The organism is Phyllobacterium sp. SB3 (assembly GCF_040009165.1).
In the GTDB taxonomy this organism is placed as follows: Bacteria; Pseudomonadota; Alphaproteobacteria; order Rhizobiales; family Rhizobiaceae; genus Phyllobacterium.
Map to the genome: position 1 here is coordinate 180,676 of NZ_JBDYKI010000009.1, position 13,408 is coordinate 194,083.

Sequence of the window (13,408 nt, forward strand, 5' to 3'; positions counted from 1 at the left end):
ACGTTATTGCGCCAGATCAGCCATCGCCTCTTCATATTCGCCTGAAAGGGTCAGCCATTCTTCTTCGGCACGCGCCAGAGAGGACTTGGCATAGCCAATCTCCTTGCCGATCTGCGTGGCCTTTGCCGGCTCGCGCGAATAGATGATCGGATCTGCCAACTGTATTTGCAGCGAATCGATCTTCTTCTGAAAACGCTGAACCTGAGCCTCGGCTTCCTGAATCTTTTTCTGCAATGGCTTCAATGCTTCACGCTTCTGCGCGGCCAGCTTGCGCTGCTCGGCCTTGCTCAACTTCTGGCCTTCCTCGACCACAATCTTGTTGCCTGAGCGCTCCGCCTTGGCATCAGCCAGAACCAGTGAGCGATAGGCGTCAAGATCACCGTCGTAAGGCGCAACCGCACCATCGCGCACAAGCCAAAGCCGGTCCATTGTCGCTTCGATCAAATGCCGGTCATGGGCAATCAGTATAACGGCGCCGTCAAACTCATTAAGCGCATGCATCAGTGCTTCACGGCTATCGATATCAAGGTGGTTGGTCGGCTCATCGAGGATGAGCAGGTTTGGACCCTCAAAAGTCGCAAGGCCCATCAAAAGCCGGGCTTTTTCCCCACCGGAGAGGTCTTTCGCAGCCGTATTCATTTTTACAGTTGCAAGACCCATGCGTGAAACGCGGGCGCGAACTTTTGCCTCCGGCGCATCCGGCATTAGTTTGCGGACATGCTCGATCGCATTGTCTTCCGGCACAAGGTCATCAAGTTGATGCTGGGCGAAGAATGAAATCTTCAGATTGGAAGCCACCGTTATCTTGCCTTTTTGCAAGGGCAGGCGCCCGCTGATCAGCTTGGCAAGTGTCGACTTACCATTGCCGTTCGACCCGAGCAGCGCAATGCGATCATCCGCATCGATACGCAGGTTCAAATGCCTGAGGATTGGTTTGCCCGGCGTATATCCCACTTCACCGCTTTCAATCGCGATGATGGGGGAGGCCACGACCTTTTCCGGTTCCGGAAAATGAAATGGCATCACATGGTCTTCAATGTGAGCTGAAATCGGCTTCAGTTTCTGCAGTGCTTTCAGGCGTGACTGGGCCTGCTTCGCCTTGGAAGCCTTGGCACGGAAACGCTCAACGAAGGCTTCCATATGCTTGCGATGCGCTTCCTGCTTGGTGCGCGCCTTCTGCTGCAGTTCCAGCGCTTCTGAACGAAGGCGCTCGAACTGATCGTAATTACCCTGCCAAAGCGTCAGCTTGGTCTGATCCAGATGGATGATGGAATTGACGGCAGAATTCAGCAGGTCGCGATCATGGCTGATGAGGATGACCGTATGCGGGTATCGCCGGACATAATCTTCCAGCCAGAGCGTGCCTTCCAGATCGAGATAGTTCGTCGGTTCGTCGAGCAGGAGCAAATCAGGTTCAGCAAAAAGCACGGCTGCCAAAGCCACGCGCATGCGCCAACCGCCCGAAAAGGATGAGGCGGGCCGCTTCTGCGCTTCGGCATCGAAACCAAGTCCGGAAAGAATCGCTCCGGCACGCGCTTCGGCTGAATGCGCGTCAATATCGGCAAGACGGATATGAATATCGGCGATGCGATGCGGGTCTGTCGCCGTTTCCGCCTCGGCCAGCAGCTCCGTACGCTCCTTGTCTGCGGCAAGCACGATCTCGATCAGCGAGTCTTCGGTTCCCGGCGCTTCCTGCGCAACCTGACCGATACGGATATTCTTCGGCAGGAAGAAATCACCTGTTTCAGCATGAAGCTCGCCGGTGATAACTTTGAACAGCGTGGATTTGCCCGCGCCATTGCGGCCGACAAGCCCGGCTTTCGTGCCTGCTGGCAGGTTGAGACTGGCGTGATCGATCAGCAAACGGCCGGCCATACGCACGGATATATCGTCGAGAATAAGCATGGCCGCGCTTTTGCACGGGAAATGGCGTTTCCGCAAGGTATTCGTATTGCATATCTGATGTGCGTGGTTCGACGGGGCTCACCATGAGGAAGGTGGGTTGATTGCAGAGAGCCAGTACTTGTGCAATCAAACCAGCTTCCTCATGGTGAGCCCCGTCGAACCACGCACAAGCAAATTGCACCTGTACCCTAGGAATATGGCCGGCCCTCTTCTGTCCTTTGAAATTGGGCGAGATCAAACGAAGGCAAGGTTTTGCCGAAGCCTGTCAAAATACCATGAGCCTGACCGCGGTGATGGGTTTGGTGATTAAACAGATGCGCCAGGGCTGGTGCCAGTCGCTGGCTGATTGTGCGCATGTCACTGACGGTTGTATAGGTAAAACGCGATGCGACGGCCGCGCTGTCCAGCCCACGCACCCATTCCAAAATACGGGCATCTTCTTTTTCCCGCGCAGCTTTCAAATCTTCGAATTTCTCGAAGAGTATGGCATCGAGCGCTTTCGGCGCATTGCCTTCGCCACTGAAGCGAAACATCCAGATGCGGTCAGTCACCAGCAGATGGTTTAATGTCCGATGCAGCGAGCCGAAAAATGCACCCGTTTCGCGGCGGTATTCTTCATCGTCAAGCTCAGAAACTGCCATATAAAGCCGCTCATTCACCCAGCGATTATACGCTGCCAGCATTTGAAAGTGCTGTTTCATCCCGTTGACTTCTCCATTACAAGAGTCAGTAATGCTGACATATTATATTGCGCGAGGTATTTTGCCATGGGAATTGTTCTGCACGAGCTTGTCGGCACAGACAAGAACCGGCCGTTCAGCCCTCATTGCTGGAAGACGGTGATGTCGCTGGCGCATAAGGGGCTGCCATTCGACAGGAATGCGATCTCCTTTATCGATATCCCGAAACTGGAAAATGGCTATTCCGCCAAGGTTCCAGTGGTGCGGGATGGTGAGAAGATTGTGTCGGACTCATTCGAGATCGCGCTTTATCTTGAAGATCATTATCCGGACCAGCCATCATTGTTCAAAGGCGAGGGCGGGTGCGCCATGGCCCGCTTTGTTGAGGGTTACTCGCAGATGATTTTGCATCCGTTCCTCAATCATGTCGTGTTGATGCCGGTCCACGATGTGCTCGACGCGCCAAATCAGGCCTATTTCCGCGAAAGTCGCGAACAGATTTTCGGACGCAAGCTGGAGGATGTTGCCGCTGACCGCGATGGCAAACGCGAAGCGTTCACCAAGAGTCTCGCCCCGATCCGTAAAATGTTACTCTCACAGCCCTTCATTGGAGGCGAAATGCCGCTCTTTGGCGATTACATCATCTTCGGCACATTCCAATGGGTGCGGGTGCTCACGCCATATAAGCTTTTTGATGATGGAGACCCGGTTGCAGACTGGTTTGAACGCTGTCTCGACCTGCACGATGGAATTGCTCGCAGGGTTCAGGCTGCCTAGTCTGTAGTGGATCAGCACAGGTTGATCTTGTCCGGGAATAATGGCAAAAATCGACGGCATCAAGTTTTCAAAGGACTTTCCATGCCTCCAGCTCATCGACGGGACGATATCGGATCGGGCCATGCCTGCCATTTTCCGCCTTCGGCAGCAAATAGCGGCAGTCCTGATGTCTATGTAAATGGAAAACCTTTGATGCGGGTCGGCGACAGTTATGTTCCGCATGCTTGCGAGGTCGGCCACGCCGGACCCCACGGAAGAGCTCTGGCGGAAGGTTCGGCAACAGTTTTCATCAATGGCAAGCCTGCAGGACGCATAGGCGATGCAATTGATTGTGGCGGCGCGGCACAGACCGGTTCGTCCAATGTGTATATCGGCGACAAGGGTGGCAAACCCACTTCTTGTCAGGCCAGCATGTCGGGAGCTTCGGCCCCTTCGATGCGGGGGTAGGCAGCTTGGCGGCAGACAATATTGAAACGGGCAGTGTAAACCCTGAAGCTCGCAAACGTTTGATGGAAAGCATTTCCACACACATTGCGCGTGACAGTCGCGTTTATGCTGTTCTGGAAGGCGCCTTGTTCAATGATTTGCCGACGCAGCTCAGTGTAGCAGGTATTGCGCATCGTTCACTCTACCGTGGCGGTGATCGCAATCTCATTGTCGGAGGACCATGGCTTGTCAATCTGGGCCATCATCACCCGACTGACGATGATCTTTACGAAGTGCTCGGTGACGACTCCATCAAACTCAAGGATGAAATCGTTGCACGGCCTGCCGAGCCGGTCGTTCAGATCGAAGCTTTATGGCAGATAGTTACGGATTCGCGCGCAGCCGTGTTCTGGATTGGTGACTCTTCATTGACGGAAGATGCTCTCTACACTCACTTGCGCACGATCAACGAAATATTGATCCTCGCTGAGGGGGGCGGACCAGCCGAGCGTGTCACATTCCGGCATTCGGATGCCAATGTCATGGCGCAGGTTTTACCGGCATTGGATGAGGTGCAATTTGCCCGCCTGTTGGGTCCAGCGAGATCGATCCTGTTCACACCCCACGACGATTGGGGCGGTGGGCTGAAGCGCGCTGACCGTCCAGAAGGAATATTGGCAACTGCTGCTGGGCCATTGGTGTTTTCAATCGAGGGAATCAAGAATATTGAAGCAGTACGCTTTGATTGGCTTTCTGCCCGAACGTCGAAGTATCTGAGGGAATATGGGAAGCAACACGTTGCAGAGAAAACGGACGCTGAAATTCAAGCTGACGTCAATGTTTGGCTGCGATCTTCTTTAAATTATGGAGTTTCTCTCGAATCGGCACACCGAAAGTGGTGCTACATGCAGTTAGTTACTCAAGGCCTGTTAGAAGGATATCCCGGAGTACGCGAATACATGTATTCATCTTATCCGGAGCCTGACGCCAATATACGGGTAAGTGATCTTATGAATGGCCTCATCAACAAGCTGCGAGAGCTCTGAAGATGGTCGTCCTCATTCCTCCAGCGATTGAATACATCCTGATAGGCCTAGGTGTAGGGATTGTTGGGCATGAAACGCTCCCGGGCAAAAAAGAACGCGAAGACAGTGTAAAGTCCCTCGGCAATGCAATAACTGGCAATGGACAGAGTGCAGCCTCTGATATGGATGCTGCCAAATCGGGCGCAGAAGCAAATGCCGTACCGGGAAATGCAGTTGGTGTTTGTTCTACCTGTCCACCGCCGGACAGTGGATGTCGGTTTGACAAGTATAAAGATTTGAAGTGCTCTGGCGACGGTGAAGACAAACACCACATCATCGCAGATTACGTACTCCGAGCCGGTAAGAGGCTCGATTCGACGCTACGACTGCCAAATGCCCCGTCGCTTAATGACGGGCCAAGCATTTGCCTGGATGCCGACGAACACAAGGCTGTTCACAAAGCAATGGACTCGGCAATCAAGGATTTAGGGCCTGATGGAACACTCGGCCAGGTCAAGGACATTGCTCTTAAGGCCATCGAACAAGTCAAAAAAGATTGCAAAGGCAAAATGGACGGCTTGAAATCTCAGGTTGACAAGGCTTTTGAGGAGATGGGCGATGACGCTCCAGTTAGAACGAAAAAATCTCCGCTCCCATCCGGCGATCTTCTAGATAAGTTATTTGGTGGTACCAAGGGCGGCATGAGGTAGGAAAAGATGGAATATTTTCGATTTCGTTCCGGCTATGCGAAATACCATGATCTTGCGATGCTCGTTGGATTTGTGGGCCGTGTCGATCCTTTCGAGCCCCCGACAAAAGTAGTTGTGTTCGATGAACCAGCAACTGCCGGAAACGTGTGGGGATTGGAAAATTCTGAGCACGTTTTTGTGGATGTAACCACCTTCAAAACACCTGACATGCCTCGTGCCGTATTTGTTTGTCTTTCAGAGGAGGGCATCGTCTGGTTTCAGAATGAAGAGGGCACGGTTGAAGACATTGCAGAGGCCGGTCTCTGGAAAGAAACATCTGAAAACTACGGATACCTGAGCAGAATAGCCCAGATAGGCGAATATCTCTACGCTGTGGGTTACAAGGGCCAGGTTTATAGAAGAGTGAAGGCGGGAACCTGGGAGCATTTTGATCAGGAGCTGCTCGATCCGGAAGACGATAAATTCGATATCGTTGATCTGGCGATTTCATCGGATGGAATATTTTATGCCGTTGAGGCCAACGGGCGCATTTTTGCCCGGCGCGAGGACACAGTATGGACGCCGATAATAAATCCGGCCAAGGAGCAGCTTCGAAGCGTAACGGCAGATAAAGATGGAACCGTCTGGATTTGCGGCAGAAACGGCACGTTGCTGCATGGCAGCGCAGAGCAGGGTTTTGTGAACGTTTCAGGTGTTGATGACAATGCAAAGTTCTTGTCTGTTGCCTTGTTTGATGGCGTTGTTTGGGTCTGTACTGCGGCGAAAATTTATACTTATGACGGCGAAAAAATCACTTTGGTTGAAACCGGACTGACACCGCCGTTACGAAGTGCCAATCGTCTGCAGGCTGTAGATGGCGTTCTTTGGTCATTTGGCGTAGATGATTTGGCCCGCTATGACGGGAAGGTCTGGCAACGCTTTGTCTGTCCGGCTACAGAGCCTCTTGTCTAACCCGAACTGCAAAGCGCCCTAACGCTGCTTGTTTGATGCCAGCGCCAGCGAACGGCACAAGGTCTCTTGGCAAACGCGTCTCCTGCCGCTATAGACCCGCCATCCAATCTCCCCAAAATGACAAGGTTTCATTTCCATGGCAATTGAACGCACTTTCTCGATGATCAAGCCCGACGCGACCCGCCGCAACCTCACTGGCGCCATTACAGCCAAGCTTGAGGAAGCCGGTCTTCGCGTTATCGCTTCCAAGCGCGTCTGGATGAGCCGCCGCGAAGCAGAAGGCTTCTACGCAGTGCACAAGGAACGTCCTTTCTTTGGCGAACTGGTCGAATTCATGTCTTCCGCACCGACCATCGTTCAGGTTCTCGAAGGCGAAAACGCCATCCTGCGCAACCGCGAAGTGATGGGCGCTACCAACCCAGCCAATGCTGACGAAGGCACGATCCGCAAGACTTTTGCTCTTTCGATCGGTGAAAACTCCGTTCACGGCTCCGATGCTCCTGAAACAGCTGCGGAAGAAATCGCTTACTGGTTCTCCGGTACAGAAATCGTCGGCTGATTTTAGCGCTGATGAATAAAAAAGCCGGGTTTGCCCGGCTTTTTTATTGGCCTTAGGCCATAACTGACAGAATGATCAGCACCAGTACGGCAACAAACCCGATGATCAGCGATCCAACTGCAAGCCGGTTCACAGGCTGTGCCAGCGTTTGAACGCTTCCTGATCTTTCGTTTTTGTTTCCACCCAGCCGCGTTCCTCGCCGGTTATCAGGTGCTCTTTTTTCCAGAAGGGCGCCGTGTTCTTCAAGTAGTCCATCAGGAAAGATGCTGCATTGAATGCCGCTTCGCGGTGCACCGATGCCGCCAGAACTAGAACAATGTTTTCGCCGGGCTTAACGAGGCCAAACCGATGGATGATCGTCAGGCCGGTAAGTGTCCAGCGGCTTAATACGTCCGTTGCAACACGGGCGATCTCGGCTTCAGCCATACCGGGATAATGTTCGATTTCCAGCGCAGCCAGTGTCCCAGCTTCATCGCGGCACAGGCCGCTGAATGTGACTACAGCGCCAATGTTGCGGCTGTTTGCGGTAGTGCGCTCCATCTCTGCCGAGATATCGAAATCTTCGTGTTGAACTACGATCCGTGGTTCCACAGCGCCCATTTCATCCCCCGGTCATCGGCGGAAAGAGCGCGATCTCGGTTGCGCCCTTGATCAAGGCGCTATGCTCCACGTGTTCCTGATTTATGGCAACGCGGATCACATTCTCATATTCAAGCGCTGCTTCATATTCTTCGCCGCGCGTCTTCAGATGAGCCAAAAGATCGCTCACCGTGACAATCGCCGGGTCAAGTTCGATGATTTCCTCGCCTTTGCCAATCCGCTCACGCACCCATGCAAAATAGACGAGTTTTGTCATCGATCAGTCCACCACATGTTTCAAACCGGCACGGAAATAATCCCAGCCAGTGTAAAGGGTTATCAGGGCTGCGCTCCACAAAAGCACGATACCAAGAATCGTGATGATTGGCACGATCTTGTCGCCAGCGGGACCTGCCAGAAGAAACGCTACCGCAACCATCTGGATTGTGGTTTTCCACTTCGCCAATCGACTGACAGGCACACTGACTTTCAGCTCTGCCAGATATTCGCGCAGGCCGGAGACCAGAATTTCACGGCAAAGAATGATAATCGCCGCCCAAAGCGTCCAGCCCGCAATCGTGCCGTCGGCTGCAAGGAGCAGCAGGCAGGCGGAAACAAGCAGTTTATCGGCAATAGGATCGAGCATGCGGCCTATCGTAGATGTCTGTTTCCAGATGCGCGCCAGATAGCCATCAAAGAAGTCGGTGATGCTCGCGATAATGAAAATAGCCAGTGCACCCCAGCGGGCAGCATCGGTGGATTGCAGCCTTCCTTCGAGGAAGAAGCACAGCACAACCAACGGCACGGCGATAATGCGGGCATAGGTCAGGATATTCGGTAGTGAGTAGGCGTTGTTCTTGGGCATATTTCCAACCATTCAAATCAATACCGATCAAAGGGACTTAAGCACCTTACGTCAAGCTCATCCTTGCGAAGTCAGGCGCAATTATGTCTGAAAGAAACCAGCCCCGTCTCTATGTACGGAAATGATCGCGAATTGTAATGGCCATAGCTTCAGATATACCGTCGACCTTCATCAAATCTTCGACAGCAGCGCGGGAAACGGCCTTTGCCGTGCCAAACTGATGCAACAGCGCGCGTTTTCGTGATGGCCCGATACCGGCGATTTCGTCCAGCGGGTTCTTCACCATCTCCTTCTTGCGCTTTGCCCTATGCGTGCCGATGGCGAATCGGTGCGCTTCATCGCGTAGCCTTTGAAGGAAATACAGAACCGGATCGCGCGGGGGCAGGGTGAAGGCAGGCTTACCTTCCATGAAGAAGCGTTCGCGTCCCGCATCGCGGTCTACACCCTTGGCAACGCCAATGGCTGTGACCTTATCGGTAAGACCCATTTCGCTGAGGATCCCGCGCACGGCACTCATTTGACCCTGACCACCGTCGATCAGGATAACATCGGGCCATGCTGGAAAAGCATAGGAATCATCGTCGAATTCATCGATTTCTGCTTCCTGCGCGGGCATGTCCTTGTTTTCCGGCGTGCCATGCTCTTTGACGAGACGGCTGAACCGCCGTTCGATCACTTCGCGCATCATGCCAAAATCGTCGCCGGGCGTAATGTCTGTCGAGCGGATATTGAACTTGCGGTACTGGTTTTTGACAAAGCCTTCCGGTCCCGCAACAATCATACCGCCAATGGCATTGGTGCCCATGATATGCGAGTTATCGTAGACCTCGATGCGGCGCGGGGTCTTTTCCAGCCCGAATGTTTCGGCAACGCCTTTGAGCAGGCGCGATTGCGATGAGGTTTCCGCCAGTTGCCGCCCCAGCGCTTCGCGTGCGTTGCTTAATGCGTGTTCGACCAGATCTTTCTTTTCGCCGCGCTGCGGAACAAGAATATTCACTTTGCGCTCGGATTTTGCCGTCAGAGCAACGCCCAGCAATTCCTGATCCTCGACAGTTTCAGAAAGAAGCACCATCGAAGGGCAGGGCTTGTCGTCATAAAACTGCGACAGGAATGCTCCCAGCACTTCGGCACCCGATAGCGAGGAGTCCGCCTTTGGATAATAAGCGCGGTTGCCCCAGTTTTGCCCGGTCCGGAAAAAGAACACCTGAATGCAGGTGACACCGCCATCCTGATAGATTGCAAAAACGTCCGCTTCCTCGACGCCCTGCGGATTGATCCCCGAATGCGACTGCACATGGGATAATGCCGAAAGCCTGTCGCGATAAACGGCGGCACGCTCGAAATCGAGATCAGCAGAGGCATCGCGCATCGCATTGGAAAGATGCGTTTTAACCGCTTGGCTTTTGCCTGACAGAAACGCCTTCGTCTCCGTGACCAGCTCTTCGTAATCCCGCTCCTCTATCTCGCCCGTGCAGGGGCCGGAGCAGCGCTTGATCTGGTAAAGCAGGCAGGGGCGGGTGCGGTTCTCATAGAAAGAATCCGTACAGGTCCGCAGCAGAAAGGCCCTTTGCAACGCATTGATGGTTCTGCCGACAGCACCCGCAGAAGCGAAAGGACCGAAATAATCGCCTTTGCTGGACCGCGCGCCACGATGCTTGAAAATACCGGGTGCAATGCGCTTTTCGCCCGGTTTCGGGGCAGTCAGCAATATGTAGGGAAACGATTTATCGTCCCGCATCAATACATTAAAACGTGGCCGCAAGCGCTTGATCAGATTTGCTTCCAGCAGCAAGGCTTCCGTTTCGGTGCGTGTAACCACGAACTCCATTTTCATGGTTTCACGGATCATGCGGGCGATACGGTTATTGTGCCCCTGTCCACGCGCATAGTTGGAAACGCGCTTTTTCAGGCTATGCGCTTTGCCGACATAGAGCACATCGCCAGCCTCGTTGAACATGCGATACACGCCCGGTTTGTTGGGCAGGCGTTTGACGAGTTCGGCAATGACATCGGCGCCGCTATTGCCATCGCTGACAATTGTTGAATCCCATTCGATCGCACTTATAAGCGCTGCAACATCCCGAACGGGTTCGTTGGACATTTCTTCAATGTCCATGTCTTCCGCCATATCGAAATCGGGATCGATACGTTCAGAGTTGTTGGATTGTTTCGCCGGCTCGCTCATTCTGCAATTCCAGTCGCATCGGCGGTTTCCCATGCCAGATGCTGTCCGCCATCAAGGGCTATCATTTGCCCCGTTATGGAGCGTGTTTCCCAAAGATAGCGGATTGTACGGCCGAATTCCGCAAGGTCCGGCCCGCTTTCAAGCAAAAGGCTGCTGACCTGCCGGTTGAAATCCTCCTGGTTCTGCCGGTCGCTTGGCATTGTGGGTCCCGGTCCAATGGCATTGACGCGAATGCGTGGTGCCAAAGCCTGCGCCAATGTCTGGGTAGCAGTCCAAAGGGCGCTTTTCGACAAAGTATAAGACAAAAACTTGGGTGTCAGCTTCCACACGCGTTGATCGATGAGATTGACGATCAGCCCGTCCTGTCCGTCCGGCAATAGCGAAGCGACAGCATTTGCGAGAAGGACCGGCGCCTTCACGTGAACTGCAAAGTGATTGTCCCAGATAGTATCGTCGGCGAGATTACCAATCCCGTCATCCTGAAACACTGACGCATTGTTGACCAGAAGCCGCACAGGCCCAAGCTGGTCCTGCACTTGGGAAACAAGCCGTCTCACCGAGTCGCTGTCCGTCAGATCTGCTTCGACAACGCAGCCCTTGCCACCTTTGCTCTCGATTAATTTGAGAAGAGACTCGCCGTCTGCGCGTGAATGATTGCTATGGATTGCAACGGGGAAGCCGTGCGCCGCCAAATCTTCAACAATTGCCTTGCCGATGCGCTTTGCACCACCAGTTACAAGGGCAATTGGTCGATCAAGCGTCACAGTTCTCTCCTTCATGGGGTGATTCAATGCTAAATATAAGCATGACCCCGGCAAAGCGCGAGGGGCTAACGTCAGCAATGAACAGTTCCAGTCGAACTTTCGCATAATTTGCAAATGGGGCGAAGGAAACACGTATAGTGACAGAAAATCGTGGGAAGCCTCAAGACCAATGTAAATATTAAGCAAACGTTAAGTATACTATATTGCAATGAAATATTGTATGACTTTGAATAGAATTTTACTTAAATAGTAATCGGTTTCTATTTTGTAGGCTTATTTATAAATGATTGAATTCATTCGTTAATTCTAATTGTTGCTCAAAAAGCACATCGCATTTCGGCCATTTTCTGGCCAGTTTCTTTTCACAGTCCGGCACGAGTCCCGCCACATTGAGGAGCGAATGTCATTCTCGTCAAGCGGACGTATTTTTGGTTTTCCCCCCGACCAGAGGCCCGCTGTGTGTAAATAGAGTTTAAAAAGGAGATTGCGATGCGCACTCTTAAAACAATGATCCTCGCTTCGGCGGCCGTGCTTACGCTCTCCGCCCCGGTTCTCGCTGCTGATGCCATCGTAGAGCAGGCTCCAGCTCCTGAGGCTGTACCGTTTGAACAGCCAGTTGGCGGCTGGGATGGTGCCTATATCGGTGCGTATGGCGGCTACGGCTGGAACAAGAACAAGACATCTGAAGGCAAGCTTGATGCTGATGGCCTCAAGGGTGGCGCTTACGGCGGCTACAACCTTCAGAACGGTCAGTTCGTTTATGGTGTTGAAGGTGATATCGGTTATTCCGGTGCCAAGGAACGGAACTTTGGATATAAGGCCAAGCAGGGCGTAGAGGGTTCAGTACGTGCCCGTGCCGGTGTGGCTCTTGATCCGGTCCTGATCTACGGTACGGGCGGTGTTGCAATCACTGACAACAAGCTTAGCGGTCCTGACGGCAGCGACTCCAAAACCCACGTTGGCTGGACAGCTGGTGTAGGTGCGGAAGCCAAGATCACTGAAAACATCGTTGGTCGTGCTGAATACCGCTATACCGATTTCGGCAAGAAGGACTACGATCTTGGCGGTCTCGATGATGTATCGAACAAGATCACAACCAACGAAATTCGTGTTGGTGTTGGCTACAAGTTCTAAATCGAGCCTGATCTCAAGAAAAAGCCGGACAGGAAACTGTCCGGCTTTTTTGTTTTAGCTGCGGGGCAGGAAACACCTGCAACTCATTTCGGCAGCAGAGCAGCCAGTTCCGGGTGCAATTCTTCAAACCGCTTCTGCCAGCGCTTGAGTTTGGAGCGCCCCTTTTCCCATTTGCCCTCAAACCGCATGCCCGCATAGGCGAGGGCCGCCGCAAGTGCGATGTGGCCGCCATGTATTTTCTTGCCGAGACGGGGAGGCGCCGCATTCAGGATATCAAGCACGCGCACTGCCTTGACCCACTGGCGATCCAGCCAAGGCTCGTGGATTTTTTCTTCCGGGTGAAAACGGCGTTCGTAGACGTGCGCCAGCAGAACATCGCAAAGACCATCGGCAATGGATTCAAGCTGCTCGGCCTCAAGGCGCTTTTCAGCGTTGCGCGGGAAGAGCTTGTTACCGGAAACGCGGTTGAGATACTGCGTAATGACGCGGCTGTCGAAAATCGCCCTGCCATCGTCAAGAATGAGAGTGGGAATTTTCCCGAGCGGATTGGCGTTAACCAGTTCCGGCGGCTGGGCGTTGCTGTCCACCACAACGGCTTCAAGCGGAATACCTGCATAAAGTGCCGCCATCCGCACTTTCGTGCTGTATGGTGAGGAGGGGGAATAAAGGATTTTGGTCACGGTGAACTCCGGTATTGCGATTCGATGCGAAACGGTAAACTTGAGCTGGGTTTATGGGAAGTGTTGATGATATTACGATTGTTCTGTTCGCTGTTCGATATGTTCACTAACCTACGCTTGCTGCAATATTGTTGGTGCGTGGTTCGACGGGGCTCACCATGAGGAAGG

At 53.1% G+C, this 13,408-nt stretch carries 15 protein-coding genes; 7 read left to right on the forward strand and 8 right to left on the reverse strand.

Annotated features, from left to right (window positions below; all coding sequences use genetic code 11):
- Positions 1-3: 3 nt before the first annotated feature.
- Entirely contained in the window at positions 4-1,905 is a 1,902-nt protein-coding gene (locus ABKW30_RS25365; protein ID WP_348601726.1) for an ABC-F family ATP-binding cassette domain-containing protein, read from the reverse strand.
- A 188-nt stretch (positions 1,906-2,093) separates the two neighbouring features.
- Complete coding sequence (locus ABKW30_RS25370) at positions 2,094-2,606, reverse strand: DinB family protein (protein WP_348601727.1); 513 nt, start codon at positions 2,604-2,606, stop codon at positions 2,094-2,096.
- 66 nt (positions 2,607-2,672) lie between these two features.
- Here ABKW30_RS25370 and ABKW30_RS25375 point away from each other — a divergent pair, with 66 nt between their 5' ends.
- From ABKW30_RS25375 to ndk, 6 genes are all read left to right on the forward strand, one after another.
- Positions 2,673-3,362 (forward strand): glutathione S-transferase family protein, encoded by a 690-nt coding sequence (locus tag ABKW30_RS25375; protein ID WP_348601728.1) that lies wholly within the window; start codon positions 2,673-2,675, stop codon positions 3,360-3,362.
- An 81-nt stretch (positions 3,363-3,443) separates the two neighbouring features.
- Complete coding sequence (locus tag ABKW30_RS25380; RefSeq protein ID WP_348601729.1) at positions 3,444-3,809, forward strand: PAAR domain-containing protein; 366 nt, start codon at positions 3,444-3,446, stop codon at positions 3,807-3,809.
- A 5-nt stretch (positions 3,810-3,814) separates the two neighbouring features.
- Entirely contained in the window at positions 3,815-4,834 is a 1,020-nt protein-coding gene (locus ABKW30_RS25385; protein ID WP_348601730.1) for a DUF4123 domain-containing protein, read from the forward strand.
- 2 nt (positions 4,835-4,836) lie between these two features.
- Positions 4,837-5,523, forward strand: a complete 687-nt coding sequence (locus tag ABKW30_RS25390) for a hypothetical protein (RefSeq protein WP_348601731.1) — start codon at positions 4,837-4,839, stop codon at positions 5,521-5,523.
- 6 nt (positions 5,524-5,529) lie between these two features.
- Entirely contained in the window at positions 5,530-6,474 is a 945-nt protein-coding gene (locus ABKW30_RS25395; RefSeq protein WP_348601732.1) for a hypothetical protein, read from the forward strand.
- Positions 6,475-6,610: 136 nt separating this feature from the next.
- Positions 6,611-7,033, forward strand: coding sequence for a nucleoside-diphosphate kinase (ndk, locus tag ABKW30_RS25400; protein WP_008128484.1), 423 nt, complete (start codon positions 6,611-6,613; stop codon positions 7,031-7,033).
- 129 nt (positions 7,034-7,162) lie between these two features.
- Here the strand turns inward: ndk and ABKW30_RS25405 are convergent, their stop codons facing one another.
- From ABKW30_RS25405 to ABKW30_RS25425, 5 genes are all read right to left on the reverse strand, one after another.
- Entirely contained in the window at positions 7,163-7,633 is a 471-nt protein-coding gene (locus tag ABKW30_RS25405) for a molybdenum cofactor biosynthesis protein MoaE (RefSeq protein ID WP_348601733.1), read from the reverse strand.
- 1 nt (position 7,634) lies between these two features.
- On the reverse strand, positions 7,635-7,889 hold the full coding sequence (gene moaD, locus ABKW30_RS25410) for a molybdopterin converting factor subunit 1 (protein ID WP_348601734.1): 255 nt from the start codon (positions 7,887-7,889) through the stop codon (positions 7,635-7,637).
- A gap of 3 nt (positions 7,890-7,892) precedes the next feature.
- On the reverse strand, positions 7,893-8,477 hold the full coding sequence (pgsA, locus tag ABKW30_RS25415) for a CDP-diacylglycerol--glycerol-3-phosphate 3-phosphatidyltransferase (RefSeq protein WP_348601735.1): 585 nt from the start codon (positions 8,475-8,477) through the stop codon (positions 7,893-7,895).
- A 109-nt stretch (positions 8,478-8,586) separates the two neighbouring features.
- Positions 8,587-10,593, reverse strand: a complete 2,007-nt coding sequence (gene uvrC / locus ABKW30_RS25420) for an excinuclease ABC subunit UvrC (protein WP_348601749.1) — start codon at positions 10,591-10,593, stop codon at positions 8,587-8,589.
- A gap of 65 nt (positions 10,594-10,658) precedes the next feature.
- Positions 10,659-11,441 (reverse strand): SDR family oxidoreductase, encoded by a 783-nt coding sequence (locus tag ABKW30_RS25425; RefSeq protein WP_348601736.1) that lies wholly within the window; start codon positions 11,439-11,441, stop codon positions 10,659-10,661.
- Between the two features lie 474 nt (positions 11,442-11,915).
- Here ABKW30_RS25425 and ABKW30_RS25430 point away from each other — a divergent pair, with 474 nt between their 5' ends.
- Positions 11,916-12,560 carry an outer membrane protein gene (locus ABKW30_RS25430; RefSeq protein WP_348601737.1) on the forward strand — a complete coding sequence of 215 codons (645 nt, stop codon included), beginning with the start codon at positions 11,916-11,918 and terminating at the stop codon, positions 12,558-12,560.
- A gap of 83 nt (positions 12,561-12,643) precedes the next feature.
- Here ABKW30_RS25430 and ABKW30_RS25435 read toward each other — a convergent pair whose 3' ends face one another.
- The gene (locus tag ABKW30_RS25435) at positions 12,644-13,240 is read right to left on the reverse strand and encodes a glutathione S-transferase (protein ID WP_348601738.1); all 597 of its coding nucleotides are present in this window, start codon (positions 13,238-13,240) and stop codon (positions 12,644-12,646) included.
- Positions 13,241-13,408: the final 168 nt, after the last annotated feature.